This window comes from Streptomyces rishiriensis (assembly GCF_030815485.1).
In the GTDB taxonomy this organism is placed as follows: domain Bacteria; phylum Actinomycetota; class Actinomycetes; order Streptomycetales; family Streptomycetaceae; genus Streptomyces; species Streptomyces rishiriensis_A.
In genome coordinates this window covers 1,984,319-2,009,910 of record NZ_JAUSWV010000002.1, presented here as the reverse complement: position 1 = coordinate 2,009,910, position 25,592 = coordinate 1,984,319, and the positions used below count along the sequence as shown (strand labels likewise).

The 25,592-nt window shown below is 68.0% G+C and carries 17 protein-coding genes, 3 rRNA genes and 2 pseudogenes; 13 read left to right on the top strand and 9 right to left on the bottom strand.

What is annotated here, in order from left to right; genetic code table 11:
- Positions 1 to 69: 69 nt before the first annotated feature.
- Both serB and QF030_RS11380 read right to left on the bottom strand, forming a co-directional pair.
- Positions 70 to 1,284: a phosphoserine phosphatase SerB gene (serB, locus tag QF030_RS11385; RefSeq protein WP_307162533.1), complete on the bottom strand. Its 1,215-nt coding sequence runs from the start codon at positions 1,282 to 1,284 to the stop codon at positions 70 to 72.
- A 141-nt stretch (positions 1,285 to 1,425) separates the two neighbouring features.
- Positions 1,426 to 3,396, bottom strand: coding sequence for a streptophobe family protein (locus QF030_RS11380; protein ID WP_307162532.1), 1,971 nt, complete (start codon positions 3,394 to 3,396; stop codon positions 1,426 to 1,428).
- 246 nt (positions 3,397 to 3,642) lie between these two features.
- Here QF030_RS11380 and QF030_RS11375 point away from each other — a divergent pair, with 246 nt between their 5' ends.
- Positions 3,643 to 6,165: an ABC transporter ATP-binding protein/permease gene (locus QF030_RS11375; RefSeq protein WP_307162531.1), complete on the top strand. Its 2,523-nt coding sequence runs from the start codon at positions 3,643 to 3,645 to the stop codon at positions 6,163 to 6,165.
- Between the two features lie 71 nt (positions 6,166 to 6,236).
- Here the strand turns inward: QF030_RS11375 and QF030_RS11370 are convergent, their stop codons facing one another.
- From QF030_RS11370 to QF030_RS11360, 3 genes and pseudogenes are all read right to left on the bottom strand, one after another.
- Positions 6,237 to 6,971: a transglycosylase SLT domain-containing protein gene (locus tag QF030_RS11370; protein ID WP_307162530.1), complete on the bottom strand. Its 735-nt coding sequence runs from the start codon at positions 6,969 to 6,971 to the stop codon at positions 6,237 to 6,239.
- 302 nt (positions 6,972 to 7,273) lie between these two features.
- Positions 7,274 to 8,402, bottom strand: a pseudogene (locus tag QF030_RS11365) (S-adenosylmethionine:tRNA ribosyltransferase-isomerase).
- Positions 8,399 to 9,097 carry an SDR family NAD(P)-dependent oxidoreductase gene (locus tag QF030_RS11360; protein WP_307162529.1) on the bottom strand — a complete coding sequence of 233 codons (699 nt, stop codon included), beginning with the start codon at positions 9,095 to 9,097 and terminating at the stop codon, positions 8,399 to 8,401. The pseudogene QF030_RS11365 and the gene QF030_RS11360 overlap by 4 nt, the downstream one beginning before the upstream one ends.
- A gap of 215 nt (positions 9,098 to 9,312) precedes the next feature.
- On the opposite strand from QF030_RS11360, the gene QF030_RS11355 reads away from it, so the two are divergent.
- The 5 genes from QF030_RS11355 to QF030_RS11335 all read left to right on the top strand — a co-directional run bounded on the left by QF030_RS11355 (position 9,313) and on the right by QF030_RS11335 (position 12,948).
- A protein-coding gene (locus tag QF030_RS11355) for an IS5 family transposase (RefSeq protein WP_373428703.1) occupies positions 9,313 to 10,187 on the top strand; the annotation gives its coding sequence in 2 pieces (ribosomal slippage) (positions 9,313 to 9,706 and positions 9,706 to 10,187; 876 coding nt in all).
- 96 nt (positions 10,188 to 10,283) lie between these two features.
- Positions 10,284 to 11,429: a GAF domain-containing sensor histidine kinase gene (locus tag QF030_RS11350; protein ID WP_307162528.1), complete on the top strand. Its 1,146-nt coding sequence runs from the start codon at positions 10,284 to 10,286 to the stop codon at positions 11,427 to 11,429.
- A complete protein-coding gene (locus QF030_RS11345; RefSeq protein WP_307162527.1) occupies positions 11,422 to 12,063 on the top strand; it encodes a response regulator in 642 nt (213 codons plus the stop codon). Before QF030_RS11350 ends, QF030_RS11345 begins: the two co-directional genes overlap by 8 nt.
- Positions 12,064 to 12,252: 189 nt before the next feature.
- Positions 12,253 to 12,498, top strand: coding sequence for a chaplin ChpE (gene chpE, locus QF030_RS11340; protein ID WP_020130386.1), 246 nt, complete (start codon positions 12,253 to 12,255; stop codon positions 12,496 to 12,498).
- A gap of 210 nt (positions 12,499 to 12,708) precedes the next feature.
- A complete protein-coding gene (locus tag QF030_RS11335) occupies positions 12,709 to 12,948 on the top strand; it encodes a chaplin (RefSeq protein WP_307162526.1) in 240 nt (79 codons plus the stop codon).
- Between the two features lie 306 nt (positions 12,949 to 13,254).
- Here the strand turns inward: QF030_RS11335 and QF030_RS11330 are convergent, their stop codons facing one another.
- A complete protein-coding gene (locus tag QF030_RS11330; protein ID WP_307162525.1) occupies positions 13,255 to 14,043 on the bottom strand; it encodes a hypothetical protein in 789 nt (262 codons plus the stop codon).
- An 81-nt stretch (positions 14,044 to 14,124) separates the two neighbouring features.
- On the opposite strand from QF030_RS11330, the pseudogene QF030_RS11325 reads away from it, so the two are divergent.
- From QF030_RS11325 to QF030_RS11315, 3 genes and pseudogenes are all read left to right on the top strand, one after another.
- Positions 14,125 to 14,727: pseudogene (locus tag QF030_RS11325) on the top strand (ABC transporter ATP-binding protein); the annotation flags it as partial.
- A gap of 320 nt (positions 14,728 to 15,047) precedes the next feature.
- Positions 15,048 to 15,479, top strand: a complete 432-nt coding sequence (locus QF030_RS11320) for an NfeD family protein (protein WP_307162524.1) — start codon at positions 15,048 to 15,050, stop codon at positions 15,477 to 15,479.
- Between the two features lie 142 nt (positions 15,480 to 15,621).
- A complete protein-coding gene (locus tag QF030_RS11315) occupies positions 15,622 to 16,572 on the top strand; it encodes an SPFH domain-containing protein (protein ID WP_307162523.1) in 951 nt (316 codons plus the stop codon).
- A gap of 93 nt (positions 16,573 to 16,665) precedes the next feature.
- Here the strand turns inward: QF030_RS11315 and QF030_RS11310 are convergent, their stop codons facing one another.
- The 3 genes from QF030_RS11310 to QF030_RS11300 form a co-directional block, all read right to left on the bottom strand.
- A complete protein-coding gene (locus tag QF030_RS11310; protein WP_307162522.1) occupies positions 16,666 to 17,172 on the bottom strand; it encodes an HNH endonuclease in 507 nt (168 codons plus the stop codon).
- 197 nt (positions 17,173 to 17,369) lie between these two features.
- On the bottom strand, positions 17,370 to 17,909 hold the full coding sequence (locus QF030_RS11305; protein ID WP_307162521.1) for a YbhB/YbcL family Raf kinase inhibitor-like protein: 540 nt from the start codon (positions 17,907 to 17,909) through the stop codon (positions 17,370 to 17,372).
- A gap of 121 nt (positions 17,910 to 18,030) precedes the next feature.
- On the bottom strand, positions 18,031 to 18,813 hold the full coding sequence (locus QF030_RS11300; RefSeq protein WP_307162520.1) for a sporulation protein: 783 nt from the start codon (positions 18,811 to 18,813) through the stop codon (positions 18,031 to 18,033).
- Between the two features lie 150 nt (positions 18,814 to 18,963).
- Here QF030_RS11300 and QF030_RS11295 point away from each other — a divergent pair, with 150 nt between their 5' ends.
- The 4 genes from QF030_RS11295 (at position 18,964) to rrf (ending at position 25,318) form a co-directional block, all read left to right on the top strand.
- The gene (locus QF030_RS11295) at positions 18,964 to 19,605 is read left to right on the top strand and encodes a DNA-3-methyladenine glycosylase (protein ID WP_307162519.1); all 642 of its coding nucleotides are present in this window, start codon (positions 18,964 to 18,966) and stop codon (positions 19,603 to 19,605) included.
- A 538-nt stretch (positions 19,606 to 20,143) separates the two neighbouring features.
- Positions 20,144 to 21,669 (top strand): 16S ribosomal RNA (locus QF030_RS11290).
- A 308-nt stretch (positions 21,670 to 21,977) separates the two neighbouring features.
- Positions 21,978 to 25,100 (top strand): 23S ribosomal RNA (locus QF030_RS11285).
- 101 nt (positions 25,101 to 25,201) lie between these two features.
- Positions 25,202 to 25,318, top strand: a 5S ribosomal RNA gene (gene rrf / locus QF030_RS11280).
- Together the 16S, 23S and 5S rRNA genes form the textbook arrangement of a ribosomal RNA operon.
- The last annotated feature ends 274 nt before the right edge of the window (positions 25,319 to 25,592 follow it).

The window sequence follows — 25,592 nt, the reverse complement described above, 5'->3', positions numbered from 1 at the left end:
CGGGCCCTTTCCGTCCACCGGGCGCCGCGTGCACCGGTGCCCCGCTACCGCCGCCGTGCCCTCGCGGGGCTACTGCTCGTCGTGCGTCTCCGCGGCCTCGACCTCTTCACGGGTGATCCCGAGCAGATAGAGGACCGTGTCCAGGAACGGCACGTTCACCGCCGTGTGCGCCGCCTCGCGCACCACCGGCTTGGCGTTGAAGGCGACCCCGAGACCGGCCGCGTTGAGCATGTCGAGGTCGTTGGCGCCGTCGCCGATCGCCACGGTCTGGGAGAGCGGCACACCGGCCTCGGCGGCGAACCGGCGCAGCAGCCGCGCCTTGCCCGCACGGTCCACGATCTCGCCGGTGACCCGGCCCGTCAGCCTGCCGTCGACGATCTCCAGCGTGTTGGCCTGGGCGAAATCCAGCCCGAGCCGGTCCTGGAGATCGTCGGTGACCTGGGTGAAGCCGCCGGAGACGACCCCCACCTGATAGCCGAGCCGCTTCAGCGTCCGGATCAAGGTGCGCGCGCCCGGCGTCAGCCGGACCTCGGCGCGCACCTTGTCCACGACCGAGGCGTCCAGTCCCGCCAGCAGCGCCACGCGCGCGTGCAGTGACTGCTCGAAGTCGAGCTCACCGCGCATCGCGGCCGCCGTCACCTCGGCGACCTCGTCCTCGCAGCCGGCGTGCGCGGCGAAGAGCTCGATCACCTCGTCCTGGATCAGGGTGGAGTCGACGTCCATGACGACGAGCCGCTGGGCCCGCCGGTACAGGCCCGCGCCCACCACCGCGACGTCCACCCCCAGCGCTGCCGCGTCCATGACCAGGGCGGTGCGCAGGGACGCGGTCTCCACACCGGAGACGGCGAACTCGACGGCGGTGACGGGGTACTTGGCGAGCCGGAAGATACGGTCGATGTTGCCGCCGGCCTTGGTGATCTTCGCGGCCACCGCCGCCGTGGCCTCCGCGGTGAGCGGATGTCCGAGCACGGTGACCAGCGACCGGCCGACGCCGCGCGGCCGGTTGTCACCGATGCCGGAGATGATCTCGGCCTGCATCTTCATCGACTCGGCCCAGCTGTGGACCGTCGACCGCAGTTCGCCCTCGTGGCCGGCCGGCGGCTCGGTCACGAGCGCGCACAGCACCATCCGGCCTCGCGTGACGACCTGCTCGATGTCGACCACGTCGACGGAGAAGGCGGCCAGGGTGTCGAAAAGGCCGGCCGTGATGCCCGGCCTGTCCTTGCCGAAGATCTTGACAAGGAGCGTGGGGACGTCGGAGGACGAAGTCTGCAGAGCGCTCATGGTGTACCCACCGTATCCGGCACCCAGTGCCGCGCGCCGCCAAGGTCCGCCTGACGGACGGGTAACCCTGGATGTCGGCGAGATGGCGCACTCCTCGACAGCCGACTGCGGGCGTTTCGGGGCGCCGGGGCCCTCCGGCCCTCACCGAGGTCCGTCAGGCGCCCTGGGCCCCCTGGGAGGGCCGGGAGGAGGCGGTGGCGGAGGCGGCGGGCCCTCCTCCCGCCCGGGCGGCGGCCGCTCACCGGGCCGTGGACCGGCAGGCCGACGCGGTGTGCGGGTCCACGGCGGCCCCATCGGCCGGACCACCGTCGGAGCGCCGTAGACGTCGTCCGCCCCCGGGGGCGCGGCAGGCGGCCGCCCGTCGCCCGAGGGAGGCTCGGAACGCCGGGAACTCTCGTACGCCCTCGGCCACCCGCTCCGGTCCGCCCCGTCCGGTCCGGACCGCTCGGGCCGAGCCCGCTCCGGCTCCGCGTCCCGCGGCCCCCGCACCTCCTCCGGAACCCTCAGGTAGGGGTTGGTCGCCGGATTCGGCGGCCGGTACGACGGCGCACCCGGCGCGTACGGCCCGGCCCGGTCGCCCGGGTACCCCGAAGGCCCACGGCCCTCGCCGGAGCCCGCCGCGCCGCTCGGGTCACTCCGTGCCAGTGGCGCGGCCCGCCGTCCCGCGGCGCCCGCGGCCCACGCCAGCAGCGCACCGGCGGCCCCCGCCCCCGCGCCCCACCCGGCACCCAGCAGCGACGCCGCCCCGAGGTGCCCGTGCAACTCGATCCCGGCCCCGAAGGCGTCGAACCCCAGCACGGACAGCGAGGCGTCCACCGACACGTTCGTCAACCAGGCGATCAACGGCAACGCCACGGCGGTCGCCACCCCCAGCCGCACGGCACAGCGCCCGGCGAACCCGACCGCACCGGCCCCGCGCCCGCCCCGGCTCCCGGACCCCGCCCCGGAACCCCACCCGGCCTTCTGGTCCGGTGGGAGATCCGCCGGCCCCACAGGGGTCCGCACCGCCGCCAGCACCCCCGCCAGCAGCATCATCAGCGCCGCCGCCGCGCCCAGCAGCCACACCCGTCCGTCCAGCTCCGCGAGGCGGCCCAGCGTCACCGACTGCTCCGTGCCGGCGCCCAGGAGATCGTCCAGCGGGTCCGGGAGGACGCTGGTCAGCACGCCCGTCGCCCGTCCGTCCCAGGGGACGAACAGGCCGATCGGGATGCCCAGCCAGACGCCGTTCGGCGCACCGAGCAGCGCCGCCCCCGCGATCCGCTGGGGGTGGTCGTCGCCGATCGCCGCGTAGGCCGCCGCGGCGAATCCGGCCGCCACGGCCACCAGCAGCACCGACACCACGGCGGACACCGCCGGCCGCACCACACGGTGCACCGCCTCCCAGCCACCCGGCAGCGGCGTACGGCGCGAGGCCAGCAGGGCGATCAGCAGGATGCCGAGGGACCAGCCGAGGCCGCCGAGCAGCGTGGGCGCCGTGTCGACGGTGAAGCCGACCGCGGCCTTCGCGTCGACGAGATCGCCGAGCCGGTCGGGCAGCAGTCCGCCGATGTCCCCGAGCCCGGGGATCTCCAGGCCGCCGCCACCGCCCCCTCCGCCTCCGCCTCCGCCGGGCAGGTCGTCAAGGCCCAGCGCGCCCCCGTCGAGCGTGATGACGTCGTGCCCCGCCCAGACCAGTCCGCCGAGCATCGCCACGTACAGCGCCACCACCGCGCCGACGCGGGCGAGGAGTTCGGCCGGGGCGACCACAACTCCCGCCGTCCGCAGGGATCGCAGGAAGAACCACGACAGCAGCAGCGCGCCCACCAGGCTCACCCCCAATGGCGTGATCTCGATGGCGGTGTTCGCCTCCGCGCCCGTCAGGCCGAAAGCGGACACATCACCCGACGGAGTCACCGATCCGCCGGCGGCCAGGGCCACCACCGCGGCCGTCATCGGGCCCAAGGAGCCCGCGGAGTCCGCCTCCAGGAGATGCAGCCCCAGCGCCGCCGTCCCCGCCATCCCGATCAACGCCCAGCTCACGGCCGCGACGGCGGCCAGCAGCACGTCGATCCACGGCACGCACCTTCCGCGCGCCCCGCTCCCACTGCCTCCGACATCCGTACCGGCACTCATGCAGACCCCCCGATCCGCGGCGCGCGGCGGCGAAGATCGCCGCTTCCGTCCCCCTCGCGTGCCTTTACCACTCTCCGGGCCGGTTTCAACCCCGTCAACGGGAACGGCCGATACGCTCGCGCACGCTCTTCACAAGGCCCGACTTTCGGTCAGGGGGCCGCTACTGAAATAGTTCCCCCCGATGTTCGACATCCCTAGACTCCCCGTTGATGGGGCTAACTCGGGGGACAACTCAGTGGGGCTGGAGTGCCGGAACTCGTACTGGAATTGAACGGACGCACCTGGACGTTGGATCCGTCCAGGCCATACACCCTCGGACGTGATCCGCAGGGCGACATCGTCCTCGACGACGCCAGGGTCTCCTGGCGTCACGCCACGGTCAGCTTCAACGGGCGCGGTTGGGTCGTCGAGGACCACGGGAGCACCAACGGCACGTTCGCGCAGGGGCACCGGATCCATCAGCTGGAGATCGGTCCCGGCTCGGTGCTGCACCTGGGCAACGCGACCGACGGGCCGCGCGTGAACCTTTCGGGAGCGCAGGCGCCCGCCGCGCAGCCCCAGCAGCCGTACGCCGCGCAGGCCGCCAACCCGGGCTGGGCCCAGCAGGCCCCGCCGCAGCAGGCGCCGCAGGCGGGATGGCAGCAGCCGCAGCAGGGCGCGCCGCACGTCCCGCAGCAACAGGGGCCGAACCAGCCGTATGTGCAGCAGGTGCCCGGTGGAGGCGCGGGGGCGCCGCCGGTCTACGGCGATCGCAGCCCGACCACGTTCCACCAGTTCTCGCTCGGCCGTGTGATGCGCATCGGCCGTGCCCTGGAGAACGAGCTGGTCGTCTCCGACCTCCAGGTCTCGCGGAACCACGCCGAGTTCCACTCGACGCCCGACGGCCGTATGGAGATCCGCGACCTCGGCTCGCACAACGGCACGTACGTCAACGGCCAGCCGATCCCCAAGGGCGGCTCGGTCCAGCTCGGCCCGACGGACATCGTCGGCGTCGGCCACTCGACGTTCCGGATCGTCGGCGACCGGCTCGAGGAGTTCGTCGACACCGGTGAGGTCTCGTTCTCGGCCCGCCACCTGACCGTCACGGTCGACGGCGGCAAGCAGATCCTCAAGGACGTCTCCTTCGGCGTCCCGGAGAAGTCCCTGATCGCGGTCATCGGACCGTCCGGTTCCGGCAAGTCGACGCTGCTCAAGGCGCTGACGGGCTACCGACCGGCCAACCAGGGCGACGTCCTCTACGACAACCGGAACCTGTACAAGCAGTTCGCCGAGCTGCGCCAGCGCATCGGTCTGGTCCCGCAGGACGACATCCTGCACAAGGAACTGACCGTCAAGAGGGCCCTGAAGTACGCGGCCAAGCTCCGCTTCCCCGCCGACACCACGGGCGCCGAGCGTGACGCCCGCATCGACGAGGTGCTGCGCGAGCTCAAGCTGGACATCCACAAAGAGAAGAAGATCACCTCCCTCTCCGGCGGCCAGCGCAAGCGCGTCTCGGTCGCACTGGAGCTGCTCACCAAGCCGTCGCTGATCTTCCTGGACGAGCCGACCTCCGGCCTCGACCCGGGCATGGACCGCGACGTCATGCAGCTGCTGCGCGGCCTCGCCGACGACGGCCGCACGGTCCTGGTCGTCACGCACTCGGTGGCCGAGCTCGCGATCTGCGACAAGCTGCTCGTGATGGCGCCGGGCGGTGCCGTCGCGTACTTCGGTCCGCCCGAGGAGGCGCTGAACTTCTTCGGCTACGACACCTGGGCCGATGTCTTCTCCGCCTTCGAGAACTACCGCGACTACGACTGGGCGGGCCGCTGGAGGGGCTCGCAGCACTACCAGATGTACGCCGCGGACATCGACGCCATCGCACCGCAGTCCGTACAGATGCCGCCGATGCAGGCGATGAAGCCGCCCAAGCCGCAGGGCTGGATGTCCCAGTTCGTCACCCTGGTGCGCCGCTATGCCTCGGTGATCGCCTCCGACAAGGGCTTCCTGGCCCTGACGGTGATCCTGCCGGCCGTCCTCGGCGCGGTGAGTCTGCTCATCGACTCCGGCAACAGCCTGCTGCCCAACCCGGTCAATCCGAAGACCGGCCGGATCATCCCGAACGGCACGGCCACCACCGTTCTGCTGATCCTCGCGGTCGGGGCCTGCTTCGCGGGCGCGGCCAACTCGGTCCGCGAGCTCATCAAGGAACGGGTCATCTACGAGCGGGAACGCGCCACCGGCCTGTCCCGCTCCGCGTACCTGATGTCGAAGGTGTTCGTGCTCGGCGTGGTCACCCTGCTCCAGGGGCTGATGGTGGGTGTGATCGGCTTCGCCAGCCGTGAGATCCCCAAGGAGGGTTTGATTCTCGGCACCGCCACCATGTTCGAGCTCTCCATCCCGATCATGGCGCTGGGCTTCACCTCGATGATGTTCGGCCTCGTCATCTCGTCGCTGGTGAAGACGGCCGAGAAGACCATGCCGCTGCTGGTCATGTTCGCGATCATCCAGGTCGTCTTCACCGGCTGCCTGTTCACTCTGAACGGCGCGGTCGGCGTCAACGAGTTCTCGTACCTGATGCCCTCGCGCTGGGCGGTCGCCGCCGCGGGCGCCACGCTGGACTTCAACAAGATCAGCCCGCCCAAGGACGGCGGCGAGACGGATCCGCTGTGGGAGCACACCGTCGGCGCCTGGGGTCTCGACATGGCCGCGCTGATCGTCCTCGGGGTGATCTGCGGCTTCTTCGTGGCGCGCTTCCTGCGCCGCCACGAGCCCGAGGTCATGCGCAAGTAGTCGCTGCCGTGAGACGCCGATGGGCGGCACCCCGTAGCGGGGGTGCCGCCCATCGGGCGTGCTGCGGTCGCTCAGTACGCGCTGTCGACGTTGTCGATCGTGCCGTACTTGTCGGCCGCGTAGTTCGCGGCGGCGGTGATGTTGGCGACCGGGTCGTAGATGTTCCAGGACGTTCCGGCGACGTGGTACGCGGTGAACGTCGGCGGGATCACCTGGAGCAGACCCTTGGACGGGATGCCGTTGATGGCGTTGATGTCCCAGTTGTTGATCGCGTTCGGGTTGCCCGAGGACTCCCGGATGATGTTGCGGTGCAGACCGCTGTAGGAGCCCGGGATGCCCTTGGACTTCATGATGTCCAGGGAGTGCCTGATCCAGCCGTCGAGGTTGTTCGCGTAGCTCTTGGTGGCGACCTTCTTGACCGCGACACGCTTGGCGGACCGGCTCGCGGCCTCCTTGGCCTTGCGAGCGGCGGCGGCCTTCTTGGCGGCGGCCGCGGCGGCCGCCTTCTTCTTCGCGGCGGCTGCCTTCGCGGCGGCGTCGGCGGCCGCCTTCTTCTTCGCCGCGGCGGCCGCGGCCGCCTTCTTCTTGGCCTCGATCGCGTCGACCTTCACGCTCGTCGTGGCCAGCTGGTCGGTCACGCTGGCCTTGACGTTCTGCATCGGCGTCGAGCTGTAGGCGACCCGGGCCGAGGAGACGGCGTCCGTCGTGGTCGTCTGCGCGTCGGCCGGCACCACGGAGAAGGCGAGGGCGGCGGCGCCGAGCGTGGCGGCACCGGCGATCGCGATCTTGCGAGTGTTCTTGGGCATGCGGAAGGACCTCTTCGAATAGCGCGGAGGTCGCTCTCTTCGTCCGACGGCGGACAGCGGGTGCTTTCGGCACGGGCGCCGCCGGGGGAGAACCCACGGCGCTGAGCGACGAGAGCCATTGTTAGCGGCCGCAAAAAGGGCAGGCAAAGGTGTGACGTACGATCCCCGATAGTGGATCAGGGAGGGGCAAATCGGGACAGATAGAAGCATCTGCCCCGTTCACCGCGTCCCCTTTGACTCCTATTGCCCGTAGTACGTGATCCGCGCCCTATGCGCGGGCTCACACGGGCCCCGCCCCGTTCTCACTGCCGGTCGCCCGAGCGATGCTCTGCGTCAGTGCTCCGGGTGGCGAGGACGAGGTGCACGTCGCCGAACTCGTGCCACAGGTAGCGCCCGTCCAGCGCCGCGTCGTAACCACGGCTGATCGCCGCCCGCCCCGCCACCGCCTCCAGCATCAGCAGATGCGACGCCTCCGGCTCGTGCAGCCCGGTCAGCAGCCCGTCCACCACCCGCACCCCGCGCGCGGGGGTGACGACCAGGTCCGTCCAACCCGCACGCGCGCGTACGACCCCGTCCGCCCCGGCCGCCGACTCCACGGCCCGCACGGCGGTCGTCCCGACGGCGATCACCCGCCCGTTCCCGGCCCGCGCGGCGTTGATCAGCCGCGCCGACGCCTCGGGCACCGCGAACCGCTCCGGGTACGGCGGCTCGTGCGCCTCCGCCGAGGCGACCCCGGTGTGCAGGGTGACCGGCGCGAACTGCACCCCCCGGCTCACCAGCTCCGCCACCAGCCCGACGGTGAAGGGCCGCGCCGCACTCGGCATCTCCGCGCTGCCCGACCCGTCGGCGGACGGCAGTGCGAACACCGTCTGGTAGACGGACAGCGGCTGATCCCGCTCCGTATAGGAGTAACGGATGGGCCGCCCGTGCTCCCGCAGCAGCCCGGGCACCGCCTCGCCGGGGGACACCCGGGCCCACCACAGCCGCCCGCTCCCCGGGCTCAGCGGCTCCTCCAGCGTCAGCCGCACACCCCCGGCCAGCCGCACCCCGGTCCCCGCCGGCCCGCCCGTACGCGCGCGGGTGGTGCCCCTTCCCGTCCGGGTGACGCAGCTCGACGGCCCACCGTCCGTCGTCACCGCGCGTGGAGAAATGCACCACCACGCGTGCGTGCCCGACCCGTCCGTCCACGGCCGCCGCCAGCGTCGGCGAGGTGTTCACCACCAGCAGGTCCCCGGCTCGCAGCAGACCCGGCAGCTCCCGGAACGCGTGATGCGCCACCTCCGTCCCCCGCGACACCAGCAGCCGTACGTCGTCCCGGTCCCCTCCCGGCCGACGCTGTTCGGCGGGCGCCCGCGCCGACAGCTCCTCCGGCACCTTCCCGAAACCGAAGCCCCGACCGCGCTCGTGCGGAACTCCCGGCGCCAGTGTCATCGCCGTCCCTCCAGCAGAGCCGGGGCCCCGTACCGCCCGCTCGCCGGGCGCTCGTCCAGCAGCCGCAGGAAGGCCGGCGCGACACCCGCGGGATCCGGCCGCGGATCGCCGTCGTCCGGCACGGCCGCCGCGTACAGGTCCGTGGCCATGTCCCCGGGGTCGACCGCCCACACCCGCAGCCCCGGCTCCTCCGCGCCGAGCACCGCCGCGAGATGGTCCAAGGCCGCCTTGGACGCCCCGTAGCCGCCCCAGGTCTCGTAGGCCTCGGCTGCCGCGTCCGAGCTGACGGTGATCACCGCGCCCGCCCGCGCGGCGTGCAGCAGCGGCAGCGCCTCCTGGACCAGCCCCAGCGCCGCCACGACGTTCACCTCCAGCGCCCGCCGCAGCCCGTCCAGGGGCAGCTCGGACAACCGCACCAGCGGCTCGGCGCCCAGCGCGCTCGCGTTGTTCACCAGCAGGTCGCAGCCCCCGAGCCGCCAGGCGGCGGCCACCAGCTCGGCCCGGTGCGCCGCATCCGTGACGTCCCCCGCACGGGCCTCGACCCGGGTCCCGTGCACCGCCACGGCCGCCGCCGTCCGCTCCAGCACCTCCGGCGTTCTGGCGTCGAGCACCAGATCCCAGCCCCGAGCGGCCAGCGCCTCCGCCAGCGCCCGCCCCAGCCCCTTCGACGCACCCGTGACCATCGCAACCGGCATGACAATCCGTCCCCTCGTCCGACCGCCTCCGTCCGGCGGTGATCCCAACGTAGGAACCGGCCCCCCGCCGCCGCCTCGGACGCGGGACGCAGGCCGAGGGGGCCCTTCGTCGTACGCCCGCGCACCCGGTCCCCGCGCCCTGGGCCGCGGTACCCGGGACCTCGGGCCTAGGGCCTGTTGCGAAAGTGGATCTTGTTCGTCGATGATCAGCTGTCGTGGGACGTGGGGATCTGACGAACGGCCAGTGGGCCCGGCTTGAGCCGCTGCTGCCGCAGGGCATTAAGCCAGGCCGTCCGCAGGTGTGGACGCGGCGGCAGCTGGTAGACGGCATACGGTGGCGGACCCGGACAGGTGCCCCCTGGCGTGACGTGCCGGAACGTTACGGGCCGTGGGACCGGGTCTACGACCTGTTCCGGCGCTGGCAGCGGGACGGCACCTGGGCGAGGATCCTCACCCAACTCCAGGCCGAGGCCGATGCCAAAGGCCTGATCACCTGGGACGTCAACGTCGACTCCACCATCTGCCGGGCCCATCAGCACGCCGCCGGAGCGGCGAAAAGGGGGACCTGCAGAAGGAACCGCCCGGCGGCGTCTTCGTCGAGCCGGCCGACCACGGCCTCGGACGCTCCCGCGGCGGACTGACCAGCAAGATCCACCTCGCGGTCGAGCAAGGCCAGAAGCCCTTGTCCGTCGTGATCACGGCCGGGCAGCGGGGCGATTCCCCGCAGTTCGAAGCGGTCCTGGAAGCCATCCGGGTGCCGAGGTTGGGCCTTGGCAGGCCGCGCAGACGCCCGGAACGGGTGCGCGCCGACAAGGCGTACGACTCTCGCAGTAACCGCTCTTACCTGCGCAGACGCGGGATCAAGGCCACGATCCCAGTCCCGGCAGACCGTGTCCGCAACCGGCTCAAGCGCGGATCGCGTGGCGGGCGACCGCCGACGTTCGACAAGGACGACTACAAGCAGCGGCACGCGGTCGAGTGCGGGATCAATCGCCTCAAGCGCCACCGGGCCGTCGCCACGCGGTACGACAAACTTGCCGTCCGCTACGAGGCAACCGTGCTGGTCGCAGCCATCAACGAGTGGCTGTGACCAGCACTTTCACAACACGCCCTAGGTCCTCCGCCCCAGCCCGAGGCCGTCACAGGTCCGATCCGCGCTGTCACACCCCGCCGGTACCGTGAAGGCATGAGTCAAGGCCCCCGGTCCGGCCTCGCCGCGGTGAGCTCCGCGCTGCTGGCCATGAGCAGGCACCTCGAGGTCCGTGACGTCCTCAAGACGATCGTCGCCTCCGCCCGCGAACTGCTGGACGCGCAGTACGCCGCCCTCGGCGTCCCCGACGACCACGGCGGCTTCGCCCAGTTCGTCGTCGACGGCGTCGGGGAGGAGCAGTGGAAGGCCATCGGCCCGCTGCCCCGGCAGCACGGCATCCTGGCGGCGATGCTCCAGGAGGCCCGGCCCGAGCGCCTCGCCGACGTCCGCGAGGACCCCCGCTTCGAGGGCTGGCCGTCCGCCCACCCCGAGATGTCCGACTTCCTGGGCCTGCCCGTCCGGGACGGCGACGAGGTCCTCGGCGCGCTGTTCCTGGCCAACAAGAACTGCGGCAGGCCCCAGGGCGGCTGCGGCTTCACCGAGGACGACGAGGAACTGCTCTCGATCCTCGCCCAGCACGCCGCGATAGCCCTCACCAACGCCCGCCTGTACGAACGCAGCCGTGAACTGACGATCGCCGAGGAACGCTCCCGGCTGGCCCACGAGCTGCACGACGCGGTCAGCCAGAAGCTCTTCTCCCTGCGCCTGACGGCCCAGGCCGCCACCGCCCTCGTCGACCGCGACCCCGCGCGGGCCAAGGGCGAACTCCAGCAGGTCGCCGCGCTCGCCGCGGAAGCCGCCGACGAACTGCGCGCCGCAGTCGTGGAGTTGCGCCCCGCCGCTCTCGACGAGGACGGCCTCGTCGCCACCCTCCGCACCCACATCCAGGTCCTCGACCGCGCCCACACCGCGCGCGTGACCTTCACCAGTCAGGGTGTCCGCGCGCTGCCCGCCGCGCAGGAGGAGGCCCTGCTGCGGGTCGCCCAGGAGGCCCTGCACAACGCGCTGCGCCACTCCGGGGCACAGCGCGTCGAGGTGAGCCTCGTCAAGCGGGGCCCGGGCACGGTCCTGCGCGTCACGGACGACGGCGGCGGCTTCGACCCGACGACGGTCCGCCGGGCCGGCCGCCACCTCGGACTGGTGTCGATGCGGGACCGGGCGGGCGGGGTCGGTGGCAGGCTCACGGTGGAATCGGCGCCCGGCAAGGGCACCACGATCGAGATGGAGGCTCCCGGTGGCTGACGCAATCAAGGTGCTGCTCGTCGACGACCACCAGGTCGTCCGCCGGGGCCTGCGCACCTTCCTGGAGGTGCAGGACGACATCGAGGTCGTCGGCGAGGCCGCCGACGGCGCCGAAGGGGTCGCCCTCGCCGAGGAGCTGAAGCCCGACGTCGTCCTGATGGACGTCAAGATGCCCGGCATGGACGGCGTCGAGGCCCTCCGCAGACTCCGCGACCTGGCCAACCCCGCGCGCGTGCTGATCGTCACCAGCTTCACCGAACAGCGCACGGTGGTGCCGGCCCTGCGCGCGGGCGCCGCCGGGTACGTGTACAAGGACGTGGACCCCGACGCCCTGGCCGGCGCCATCCGCTCGGTCCACGCCGGCCACATCCTGCTCCAGCCGGAGGTCGCCGGCGCGCTCCTCTCCCAGGACGAGGGCGGATCGGGCCAGGGCAGAGGGGGCGCGCTCACGGAACGCGAGCGGGAGGTGCTCGGCCTGATAGCGGACGGCCGCTCCAACCGCGAGATCGCCCGGGCCCTGGTCCTCTCCGAGAAGACCGTCAAGACGCACGTCTCGAACATCCTGATGAAGCTCGACCTCGCGGACCGCACCCAGGCGGCGCTGTGGGCGGTACGCCATGGCGTGACCCGCTGAGACACGCTCCGGCGCACCACCCGGAGCGTCCCCCAGCGCTCCGGTGAGGCGCCCCGGAAGGTTAACTTCCGATCCGAGATTCATACCGTCGTGGGAATGTCCCCCGGATGGCGCATCCTTCGTGGCGCACGGCCGTTCTCCAGTGCGTGCCGCGGCGACTGCCGCGGCAATCGCTAGGAGGGGTCAGAAGTGAAGAACCTGAAGAAGGCAGCGGCCGTGACGATGGTGGCCGGCGGGCTGATGGCCGCGGGTGCCGGCATGGCCTCCGCCGCCGACGGCGCCACGGCCCTCGGCGAGGCCAAGGGCTCGCCGGGCGTCGTCTCGGGCAACCTCGTCCAGGCCCCGGTGCACGTCCCGGTCAACGTGGTCGGCAACAGCGTGAACGTCATCGGCGTGCTGAACCCGGCCTTCGGCAACCTGGGTCTCAACCACTGAGGTCCCACCCGCACCCGCGGTGACCTCCGGCCTCCCCCCGCCCCCACCGGGGGAGGCCGGTCCGGTTGTAGCTCCAGTGATCTTGTCGCATCAATGATCCGAACGAGGTGTCTTCCCGGCGGACCCCGCATCGTCGCCCGACACCGACGCGTTGGGCAGCTCACGACCCGCGGCCGGGTCGGACACGCAAACGCAGGAGGAACACTTCTCATGAACATCGCCAAGAAGGCTGCCGTGGCCCTCACCGTCGCGGGCATCGCCGCGGGCGCCTCGGCCGGTGCCGCCGTCGCCGACGCGGGTGCCGAAGGCGCGGCCGTGAAGTCGCCGGGCGTCATCTCGGGCAACCTCGTCCAGGTGCCCGTGCACATCCCCGTCAACGTCTGCGGCAACACGATCAACGTGATCGGCGTGCTGAACCCCGCGTTCGGCAACACCTGCTTGAACGACTGAGTCCATACCGCACCACGGAGGGGCCCACGCGTCAGCGACGACGCGTGGGCCCCTCCGCATGCAACGACTGTCCGGGCCAGGGCCGGGTCCAGGTCCGGGCCAGGGCCGGGTCCAGGTCCGGGCCAGGGCCGGGTCCAGGTCCCGTGCCTCGACCCATGCAACGACCCATGCCGTGACCTTGCAACACCGTCCGAAGACCCCGCGCGTCCGGCGCTCGATATCGCAAGACCCTTGAGGGCCGACAGAGGCCTGGGCGTGCGGCCGCCAGAGGTTCGCGCCGGCCCGGGGCGCCGGATCAGCCGACGCTCATCGAGCCCCCCGCTCCCGCTCCTCCACGACGGAGTTGTACGCGGCGACCTGAGCCCGTCGCCCCGTCCGCTCCACCGGCCGCAACGCCTCCGCGCGCACCGCCATCTCCGCGGAGCTGACCGCGCCCCCGGGTCCGTTCTCGTAGGCGAGGGACACCAGCAGCCCCACCCGCTGCGCCAGCTCCAGTACTCGCACCGCCCGGGGCGGATACCCCGGGGCCAGGACCTCCCGGCCCTGTTCGGCCCGAGCCCGGTACGCGTCGATCGCCGCCTCCGCCACCGGACCCGATCCCGCCAGGTCCAGCCGCGCCAGCACCGCCGTGGCGTCCCGCAAGGCCTCCGCCAGCTCCCGCTCCGCCTCGCCCAGCGACGGCACATCGGCCGGCGGGGCCTCCCGCACCGGCAGACAGTGCCACACGACCTCGACATGCCGGTCACCGTCGGGCCCGGCCTCGTACACCTCCGGCACCAGTCCGTACCCGGCGCCGTGACAGACCACCGCCTCCTCCGCCTCGAGCGCCCGCGTGTTGAACTCCGGCGGTCCGCTCAGCCCCAGCGGATGCCCCGGCGCGGGCAGCGCCACCCGCAGACCGCTCACCCCGAGCGCCCGCAGCCGCCCCAGCGCGAGCGTGAGTCCGACGGGCGCCGACTCACCAGGCAGCCCCTCCACCCGGTGCACGGCGTCCTCGCCGACGATGGCGAGTACGGCGTCGTCCGGTGAGACAATTCCGGCCAACAGGGCATTTCCCCAAGCGGCAAGGCGACCAGAGCGCGGTTCCGAGAGCATGCCCCCACCCTAAGGACCGGACCGATGGAACGGGCCGCCCGACCGGTGGCGTAGATTTTCCCGCAGAGGCCGCGCCCACCCATGCGCGGTCGTCCGAGGCACAGGCGCCCGCGACAACCGACCGGTCACACTGCAAGGGGAGACAACGCGCTCATGAGCGATGTTCTGGAGCTTCAGGACGTATCCGTGGTCCGTGAGGGCCGGGCTCTGGTGGACCAGGTCTCCTGGTCGGTCAAGGAAGGCGAGCGCTGGGTCATCCTCGGTCCCAACGGGGCCGGCAAGACGACCCTCCTGAACATCGCCTCCACCTACCTCTTCCCGAGCGCCGGCACCGTCTCGATCCTCGGCGAGACCCTCGGCAGCCCCGGCACCGACGTCTTCGAGCTGCGCCCCCGCGTCGGCATGGCCGGCATCGCCCTCGCCGACAAGCTCCCCAAGCGCCAGACCGTCCTCCAGACGGTGCTGACCGCCGCGTACGGCATGACCGCCGGCTGGCAGGAGGAGTACGAGGACGTCGACGAGCAGCGCGCCCGCGCCTTCCTGGACCGCCTCGGCATGAGCGACTACCTGGACCGCAAGTTCGGCACGCTCTCCGAGGGCGAGCGCAAGCGCACCCTCATCGCCCGCGCCCTGATGACCGACCCCGAGCTGCTGCTTCTCGACGAGCCCGCCGCCGGCCTGGACCTCGGCGGCCGCGAGGACCTCGTACGCCGCCTCGGCCGCCTCGCGCGCGACCCCATCGCCCCCTCGATGATCATGGTCACCCACCACGTCGAGGAGATCGCCCCCGGCTTCACCCACGTCCTCATGATCCGCCAGGGCAAGGTCCTCGCCGCGGGCCCGGTCGAGCTGGAACTCACCTCCCGCAACCTCTCCCTCTGCTTCGGCCTCCCGCTCGTCGTGGAACAGGTCGGCGACCGCTGGACGGCACAGGGCCTGCCGATGTCCTGACCGCTCCCCGTGCGCCCTGTCCCCGGCGGGACACGCGGCCCTACCATGACGGTGTGAACGACATCGACGCGTGGGTGTGGTGGCTCGTCGGCGCGGCAGCGCTCGGAATCCCTCTCGTGGTGACCGCCATGCCCGAGTTCGGCATGCTCGCGGTCGGAGCGGTGGCCGCCGCCGTCGTGGCAGGCCTCGGCCTCGGAGCCGTCGCCCAGGTGCTCGTCTTCATCGTCGTCTCCGTCGCCCTGATCGCCGTCGTACGCCCGATCGCGACCCGGCACGCCAGACAGCGTCCTCATCTCGCCACCGGCATCGACGCGTTGAAGGGCAAACAGGCCGTCGTGCTGGAGCGCGTCGACGGCTCGGGCGGCCGCGTCAAACTCGCCGGAGAGATCTGGTCGGCACGCGCCCTCGACACCGGTCGCGCCTACGAGGTGGGGCAGGAGGTCGACGTCGTGGACATCGAGGGGGCCACGGCGATCGTCCTCTGAGCGTGCGCAACTCCCGTACGACGTAAGTGAACAGAACACCTCACGAGCCGTACGACGGTCTGTCACACTCGTCCAGCAAGATCTTCAACAGGCATAAGATCTTCCGAAAGCGCCGAGGCGGAGAAAGGTACGGGGAGCCGCGATGGAACCGGTCATCATCGTCCTGGTCATTCTGGTGGTGTTGGTCTTCATCGCCCTGATCAAGACGATCCAGGTCATCCCGCAGGCGAGTGCCGCCATCGTGGAGCGGTTCGGCCGCTACACGCGGACACTCAACGCGGGCCTCAACATCGTCGTCCCGTTCATAGACACCATCCGCAACCGCATCGACCTGCGCGAACAGGTCGTGCCGTTCCCGCCGCAGCCGGTGATCACCCAGGACAACCTGGTCGTGAACATCGACACCGTCATCTACTACCAGGTGACCGACGCCCGGGCGGCGACCTACGAAGTCGCCAGCTACATCCAGGCGATCGAGCAGCTCACCGTCACCACGCTCCGCAACATCATCGGTGGCATGGACCTCGAGCGGACCCTGACCTCCCGCGAGGAGATCAACGCGGCGCTGCGCGGAGTCCTCGACGAGGCGACCGGCAAGTGGGGCATCCGCGTCAACCGTGTGGAACTGAAGGCCATCGAGCCCCCGACCTCCATCCAGGACTCGATGGAGAAGCAGATGCGCGCCGACCGTGACAAGCGCGCCGCGATCCTCACCGCCGAAGGCACGCGCCAGGCCGCGATCCTCACCGCCGAGGGCGAGAAGCAGTCGCAGATCCTGCGCGCCGAGGGTGAGGCCAAGGCCGCCGCCCTGCGCGCCGAGGGCGAGGCCCAGGCGGTGCGCACGGTCTTCGAGGCCATCCACGCCGGTGACCCGGACCAGAAGCTCCTGTCCTACCAGTACCTCCAGATGCTCCCGAAGCTCGCCGAAGGCGACGCCAACAAGCTCTGGATCGTCCCCAGTGAAATCGGCGACGCCCTCAAGGGGTTGTCCGGCGCCATGGGCAACTTCGGTAACTTCGGCGGCAGTTCGGGCGGCAACAACTCCGGCAACGGCGGTGGCTCGGAACGCCGCGAGAAGCCGTCGATCGACTGACCCGCGGACACGACGCGCAGACACGACCGGGGCCCGCCTTCCGAGCGAAGGCGGGCCCCGGTCACCTCCGCATACGTGCTCCGCCCACGGGCGCTAAGCCGCGTCCACGTTCAGCCACTCCGGCAGCGCGGCCAGGTCGTCCTGCCCCAGTGCCAGCAGCATCGCGTCCGCCGGCGTCGGCTCGAACGGCTGCCGCAGCAACGGCATGTCCGCCTGCTCCGGGGTACGGTTCGCTTTGCGGTGATTGTCCTCCGCGCACGAGGCGACGGTGTTCAGCCACCCGTCCTGTCCCCCCTGCGCCCGCGGCACCACGTGGTCCACGGTCGTCGCCCGGCGACCGCAGTACGCGCACCGGTGCCGGTCCCTTATCAGCACACCGCGCCTCGACCACGGAGCTTGTCTTCGGAACGGCACCCGTACATACCTGCACAGCCTGATCACCCGAGGCGCCGGGATGTCGACCTCGGCCCCTCGCATCCGCAGTTCGGGGTGGGCCTGCTCGACGACGGCCTTGTCCTGAAGCACCAGAACGACGGCTCGGTTCAACGTCACCGTCGACAGCGGCTCGAAGCTCGCGTTCAGTACCAGCGTGTCACGCATACCAGCCCACCTCCTGTGTGCACCGGCCCACCCCCTGGCGGGCTGGAACCAACTCTGGCCGGGCACGCCGAGATGGACAACGCAATATCTGCTGCTCCACGGGAGGTGACCCCCGCGACCCCCGGCAACAAAAATGCCCGCCTCTGATCACTTCCAAGACCAGAGGCGGGCAAACGTTCAATGAACGATGAGCTGACTCATCCCACCGGGGGAACCTCGTACTCACCGATCAGCTGAGCGCGGGCGATCGCGTGGAACCGCAGATTGAACCCCACGACGGCGGGCGAGGCGTCGGCATCCGCACCGAGCTTCTCCTGATCCACCGCGTACACCGTGAAGACATACCGGTGCGGCCCGTCCCCCGGCGGCGGAGCGGCTCCGCCGAACTCCTTGCCGCCGTAGTCGTTGCGCGCGTGCACGGCGCCCTCGGGCAGCCCCTCGAACTTGCCGCCGCCCGCACCCGCAGGCAGCTCGGTCACCGAGGCCGGGATGTCGAACAGGACCCAGTGCCAGAACCCGCTGCCCGTCGGAGCGTCGGGGTCGTAGCAGGTCACGGCGAAACTCTTGGTCTCGGACGGGAAGCCCTCCCAGCGCAGCTGGGGCGAGGTGTTCCCGGCCGCCTGGACCTGGGCGTCCTTGAGCGTCGCCCCCTCCCGAACATCCTCGCTCGTGACCGTGAACGACGGAACCGGCGGATGGAAATCGTGGGGCAGTGGCCGCCTCTTCGGCTCGGTCACTTCGACACACCTCCTGATCGATCGGCAAGGCACTCCCTTCGGAGCCTACGACCTCCGCGTCCCGCGCGAGACGCACGGAGGGCCCGGAACGCCGTACGGCACTCCGGGCCCTCCCGGTGTCTCAGAACCAGTTGCGCTTGCTGCCTACCTCGGACAGCCACTGGTTGAGGTACGCCGCCCAGTCGGTTGCCTGGTAGTCGTGCAGCCCCACCTGGAAGGAGCGGAAGGTGTCGCTGCCCTCGCTGAACAGCCCCGGCTTCTTGTCCATCTCGAGCACGACGTCCATCGTGTGCTCGTCGGCCACGAAGCTCAGCTCGACCTGGTTCAGACCCCGGTACTGCGACGGCGGGAAGAACTCGATCTCCTGGTAGAACGGCAGCTTCTGCCGCGTACCGCGGATGTGCCCGCGCTCCAGGTCCGCGTTCTTGAACCGGAAGCCCAGCTGGAGGAAGGCGTCCAGGATCGCCTTCTGCGCCGGCAGCGGGTGCACGTTGATCGGGTCCAGGTCGCCGGAGTCCACGGCGCGGGCGATCTCCAGCTCGGTGGTGACCCCGATGTTCATGCCGCGCAGCGTCTGGCCGTCGATCGTCGTGACCGGCGTCTCCCACGGGATCTCGAGCCCGAAGGGCACCGCGTGCACGGCACCGGCCTGGAGCTCGAAGGCACCCCCGAGCCGCAGCTTCGTGAACTCGATGTCCTGCTTGTACTCCTGGTCGCCGCTCTCGACCTCGACCTTGGCCTGAAGCCCGACGGAGAGCCCCTCGATCCGCTGGTTGACGGACCCGCCCTGGATCCGCACCTCGCCCTGCACGACACCGCCCGGAACGACGTTGACCTCGGTCAGCACCGTCTCGACCGAAGCCCCACCGGCCCCCAGACTCGCGAGCAGCTTCTTGAACGCCATGTCTCTCCCTCTACACCATCTTCTTACGGGATCCCTCGACCCCTACATACGCGATCCCGGCGCGGCCGGTTCCGTGCCCCACACCCTGGCAAGACGGATGCCCGCTGACCACCCCGACGCACCCACGGGTCTGCACTACGCTCGGAGGGCATGATCGCGACCTCCGACCGTACGCCCCTCCCCAGGACCTTCTTCGACCGCCCTGTCCTGGAGGTGGCCCAGGATCTGCTCGGCCGTCTCCTCGTCCGCACGACCCCCGACGGTCCGATCACCCTGCGCATCACGGAGGTCGAGGCCTACGACGGTCCCAACGACCCAGGCTCCCACGCCTATCGCGGCCCCACGGCCCGCAACGGCGTGATGTTCGGTCCGCCCGGACATGTGTACGTCTACTTCACCTACGGCATGTGGCACTGCATGAACCTGGTCTGCGGCCCGGACGGTACGGCGAGCGCCGTCCTCCTCCGCGCCGGCGAGATCGTCGAGGGCGCCGAGTCGGCCCGCAAACGTCGGCTCTCGGCCCGAAGTGACAAGGAACTGGCCAAAGGCCCCGCCCGACTGGCCACCGCACTGGGCGTGGACCGAGCCCTCGACGGCACCGACGCCTGCGCGACGGGCGACACCCCCCTGAGGGTCCTGTCCGGCACCCCGGTCCCCTCCGACCAGGTACGCAACGGCCCGCGCACCGGAGTCTCCGGCGACGGAGCGGTCCACCCCTGGCGCTACTGGGTCGCCGACGACCCGACGGTGAGCCCCTACCGGGCCCATGTCCCCAGGCGCCGCCGAAGTTGACTCGCTGTCCGCCGGCGCGTAACGTAGCCCGAGCCGCTTGAACCGGGTACGGCATTCGCCGGCAGTCCGAAGCGGCCAACCCACTCACTACAACGCCCCTCAGCGGGAGTGAATCAGGCATGCCCGCATGTCTAATTCAAACCGCGCGGAACTCGATTATGAGTTGCGGAGGGAATCGGCTAACGTAGTGAATGTCGAAAGGACGACAGGCGAAAGCCCAAAGCCCACGACAATCCCGCCGACAGGGAATCGGATCAGGAAAAGGATCTGATAGAGTCGGAAACGCAAGACCGAAGGGAAGCGCCCGGAGGAAAGCCTGAGAGAGTCTCTCGGGTGAGTACAAAGGAAGCGTCCGTTCCTTGAGAACTCAACAGCGTGCCAAAAATCAACGCCAGATATGTTGATACCCCGTCCCCGGCAGTGATAGCCGAGGATGAGGTTCCTTTGAAACAAAACACAGCGAGGACGCTGTGAACGGCCGGGCTTATTCCGCCTGGCTGTTCCGCTCTCGTGGTGTCGACCGGATTACCGGTAAACATTCACGGAGAGTTTGATCCTGGCTCAGGACGAACGCTGGCGGCGTGCTTAACACATGCAAGTCGAACGATGAACCACTTCGGTGGGGATTAGTGGCGAACGGGTGAGTAACACGTGGGCAATCTGCCCTTCACTCTGGGACAAGCCCTGGAAACGGGGTCTAATACCGGATAACACTTCCACTCGCATGGGTGGAGGTTAAAAGCTCCGGCGGTGAAGGATGAGCCCGCGGCCTATCAGCTTGTTGGTGAGGTAATGGCTCACCAAGGCGACGACGGGTAGCCGGCCTGAGAGGGCGACCGGCCACACTGGGACTGAGACACGGCCCAGACTCCTACGGGAGGCAGCAGTGGGGAATATTGCACAATGGGCGAAAGCCTGATGCAGCGACGCCGCGTGAGGGATGACGGCCTTCGGGTTGTAAACCTCTTTCAGCAGGGAAGAAGCGAAAGTGACGGTACCTGCAGAAGAAGCGCCGGCTAACTACGTGCCAGCAGCCGCGGTAATACGTAGGGCGCAAGCGTTGTCCGGAATTATTGGGCGTAAAGAGCTCGTAGGCGGTCTGTCACGTCGGATGTGAAAGCCCGGGGCTTAACCCCGGGTCTGCATTCGATACGGGCAGACTAGAGTGTGGTAGGGGAGATCGGAATTCCTGGTGTAGCGGTGAAATGCGCAGATATCAGGAGGAACACCGGTGGCGAAGGCGGATCTCTGGGCCATTACTGACGCTGAGGAGCGAAAGCGTGGGGAGCGAACAGGATTAGATACCCTGGTAGTCCACGCCGTAAACGGTGGGAACTAGGTGTTGGCGACATTCCACGTCGTCGGTGCCGCAGCTAACGCATTAAGTTCCCCGCCTGGGGAGTACGGCCGCAAGGCTAAAACTCAAAGGAATTGACGGGGGCCCGCACAAGCAGCGGAGCATGTGGCTTAATTCGACGCAACGCGAAGAACCTTACCAAGGCTTGACATACACCGGAAAGCATTAGAGATAGTGCCCCCCCTGTGGTCGGTGTACAGGTGGTGCATGGCTGTCGTCAGCTCGTGTCGTGAGATGTTGGGTTAAGTCCCGCAACGAGCGCAACCCTTGTTCTGTGTTGCCAGCATGCCCTTCGGGGTGATGGGGACTCACAGGAGACTGCCGGGGTCAACTCGGAGGAAGGTGGGGACGACGTCAAGTCATCATGCCCCTTATGTCTTGGGCTGCACACGTGCTACAATGGCCGGTACAAAGAGCTGCGAAACCGTGAGGTGGAGCGAATCTCAAAAAGCCGGTCTCAGTTCGGATTGGGGTCTGCAACTCGACCCCATGAAGTCGGAGTTGCTAGTAATCGCAGATCAGCATTGCTGCGGTGAATACGTTCCCGGGCCTTGTACACACCGCCCGTCACGTCACGAAAGTCGGTAACACCCGAAGCCGGTGGCCCAACCCCTTGTGGGAGGGAGCTGTCGAAGGTGGGACTGGCGATTGGGACGAAGTCGTAACAAGGTAGCCGTACCGGAAGGTGCGGCTGGATCACCTCCTTTCTAAGGAGCACTTCTTACCGAGTTCGCTCGGTCAGAGGCCAGTACATCGGCGTACGTCCGGTGCTGGTTGCTCATGGGTGGAACGTTGATTATTCGGCATTCTCAGTCATCTCGGGCTGCAAGTACTGCTCTTCGGAGCGTGGAAAGCTGATCACGAGTGGCTGGGGTGCCGGGCACGCTGTTGGGTATCTGAGGGTGCGAGCGTTGCTCGTCCTTCTGATGCCGGCCCCAGTGAACTCCAGCTCAGGTTGGGGGTGATGGGTGGCTGGTCGTTGTTTGAGAACTGCACAGTGGACGCGAGCATCTGTGGCCAAGTTTTTAAGGGCGCACGGTGGATGCCTTGGCACCAGGAACCGATGAAGGACGTGGGAGGCCACGATAGTCCCCGGGGAGCCGTCAACCAGGCTTTGATCCGGGGGTTTCCGAATGGGGAAACCCGGCAGTCGTCATGGGCTGTCACCCATACCTGAACACATAGGGTATGTGGAGGGAACGCGGGGAAGTGAAACATCTCAGTACCCGCAGGAAGAGAAAACAACCGTGATTCCGGGAGTAGTGGCGAGCGAAACCGGATGAGGCCAAACCGTATACGTGTGAGACCCGGCAGGGGTTGCGTGTACGGGGTTGTGGGATCTCTCTTTCACAGTCTGCCGGCTGTGAGACGAGTCAGAAACCGTTGATGTAGGCGAAGGACATGCGAAAGGTCCGGCGTAGAGGGTAAGACCCCCGTAGTCGAAACATCAACGGCTCGTTTGAGAGACACCCAAGTAGCACGGGGCCCGAGAAATCCCGTGTGAATCTGGCGGGACCACCCGCTAAGCCTAAATATTCCCTGGTGACCGATAGCGGATAGTACCGTGAGGGAATGGTGAAAAGTACCGCGGGAGCGGAGTGAAATAGTACCTGAAACCGTGTGCCTACAAGCCGTGGGAGCGTCGCGCATCGAGTTTACTCGGTGCGTCGTGACTGCGTGCCTTTTGAAGAATGAGCCTGCGAGTTTGCGGTGTGTTGCGAGGTTAACCCGAGTGGGGCAGCCGTAGCGAAAGCGAGTCCGAATAGGGCGTTTCAGTAGCACGCTCAAGACCCGAAGCGGAGTGATCTAGCCATGGGCAGGTTGAAGCGGAGGTAAGACTTCGTGGAGGACCGAACCCACCAGGGTTGAAAACCTGGGGGATGACCTGTGGTTAGGGGTGAAAGGCCAATCAAACTCCGTGATAGCTGGTTCTCCCCGAAATGCATTTAGGTGCAGCGTCGTGTGTTTCTTGCCGGAGGTAGAGCACTGGATAGGCGATGGGCCCTACCGGGTTACTGACCTTAGCCAAACTCCGAATGCCGGTAAGTGAGAGCGCGGCAGTGAGACTGTGGGGGATAAGCTCCATGGTCGAGAGGGAAACAGCCCAGAGCATCGACTAAGGCCCCTAAGCGTACGCTAAGTGGGAAAGGATGTGGAGTCGCACAGACAACCAGGAGGTTGGCTTAGAAGCAGCCACCCTTGAAAGAGTGCGTAATAGCTCACTGGTCTAGTGATTCCGCGCCGACAATGTAGCGGGGCTCAAGCGTACCGCCGAAGTCGTGTCATTGCAGCAATAGGGCCAACGCCCGCTGTGATGGGTAGGGGAGCGTCGTGTGCCGGGTGAAGCAGCACCGGAAGGTAGTTGTGGACGGTTCACGAGTGAGAATGCAGGCATGAGTAGCGATACACACGTGAGAAACGTGTGCGCCGATTGACTAAGGGTTCCTGGGTCAAGCTGATCTGCCCAGGGTAAGTCGGGACCTAAGGCGAGGCCGACAGGCGTAGTCGATGGATAACCGGTTGATATTCCGGTACCCGCTGTGAAGCGTCAAACATTGAACCAGGCGATGCTAAGTCCGTGAAGCCGTTCCGGACCCTTCGGGGAATGGAAAGTGGTGGAGCCGACGGACCAGACTTGCAGTAGGTGAGTGATGGGGTGACGCAGGAAGGTAGTCCATCCCGGGCGGTGGTTGTCCCGGGGTAAGGGTGTAGGACGAACGGTAGGCAAATCCGCCGTTCACATAGTCTGAGACCTGATGCCGAGCCGATTGTGGCGAAGTGGATGATCCTATGCTGTCGAGAAAAGCCTCTAGCGAGTTTCATGGCGGCCCGTACCCTAAACCGACTCAGGTGGTCAGGTAGAGAATACCGAGGCGTTCGGGTGAACTATGGTTAAGGAACTCGGCAAAATGCCCCCGTAACTTCGGGAGAAGGGGGGCCATCACTGGTGAGAGGACTTGCTCCTCGAGCTGGGGGTGGCCGCAGAGACCAGCGAGAAGCGACTGTTTACTAAAAACACAGGTCCGTGCGAAGCCGTAAGGCGATGTATACGGACTGACGCCTGCCCGGTGCTGGAACGTTAAGGGGACCGGTTAGTCACTCTTCGGGGTGGCGAAGCTGAGAACTTAAGCGCCAGTAAACGGCGGTGGTAACTATAACCATCCTAAGGTAGCGAAATTCCTTGTCGGGTAAGTTCCGACCTGCACGAATGGCGTAACGACTTCTCGACTGTCTCAACCATAGGCCCGGTGAAATTGCACTACGAGTAAAGATGCTCGTTTCGCGCAGCAGGACGGAAAGACCCCGGGACCTTTACTACAGTTTGATATTGGTGTTCGGTTCGGCTTGTGTAGGATAGGTGGGAGACTTTGAAACGTGGACGCCAGTTCACGGTGAGTCGCCGTTGAAATACCACTCTGGTCGTGCTGGATGTCTAACCTGGGTCCGTGATCCGGATCAGGGACAGTGTCTGATGGGTAGTTTAACTGGGGCGGTTGCCTCCTAAAGAGTAACGGAGGCGCCCAAAGGTTCCCTCAGCCTGGTTGGCAATCAGGTGTTGAGTGTAAGTGCACAAGGGAGCTTGACTGTGAGACCGACGGGTCGAGCAGGGACGAAAGTCGGGACTAGTGATCCGGCGGTGGCTTGTGGAAGCGCCGTCGCTCAACGGATAAAAGGTACCCCGGGGATAACAGGCTGATCTTCCCCAAGAGTCCATATCGACGGGATGGTTTGGCACCTCGATGTCGGCTCGTCGCATCCTGGGGCTGGAGTCGGTCCCAAGGGTTGGGCTGTTCGCCCATTAAAGCGGTACGCGAGCTGGGTTTAGAACGTCGTGAGACAGTTCGGTCCCTATCCGCTGCGCGCGCAGGAATATTGAGAAGGGCTGTCCCTAGTACGAGAGGACCGGGACGGACGAACCTCTGGTGTGCCAGTTGTCCTGCCAAGGGCATGGCTGGTTGGCTACGTTCGGGAGGGATAACCGCTGAAAGCATCTAAGCGGGAAGCCTGCTTCGAGATGAGTATTCCCACCCCCTTGAGGGGTTAAGGCTCCCAGTAGACGACTGGGTTGATAGGCCGGATGTGGAAGCCCAGTAATGGGTGAAGCTGACTGGTACTAATAGGCCGAGGGCTTGTCCTCAGTTGCTCGCGTCCACTGTGTTAGTTCTGAGGCAACGACTGTTGCCGGCTAGAGCTGAAAACAAGTAAAAAGTGTGCTTGTTCGCTCGAAACCATTAGGGTTTCGGTGGTCATAGCGTAAGGGAAACGCCCGGTTACATTTCGAACCCGGAAGCTAAGCCTTACAGCGCCGATGGTACTGCAGGGGGGACCCTGTGGGAGAGTAGGACACCGCCGAACAATCTTTGGAAGGACCCCTGGTCCCAGCGTTCAGCTGGGACCAGGGGTCCTTTTTGTTTTTCTGGAGCGCGCCGGGTACCCGGGTGCGCGAGAATGTTTGCGGTACCGAAGACAGGAGTCACCGATGTCCACCAACTCTCCCGACGATCGACCGGAGCGCGACCAGCGGCGACGGGACAGTAGTGGGGACCGTGACAATCGTGACGGTAACCGCGGGGACCGTGGCGGCTTCCGGCGTGATGACAACCGCGGTGGGTCCGGCCGGCGCGATGAC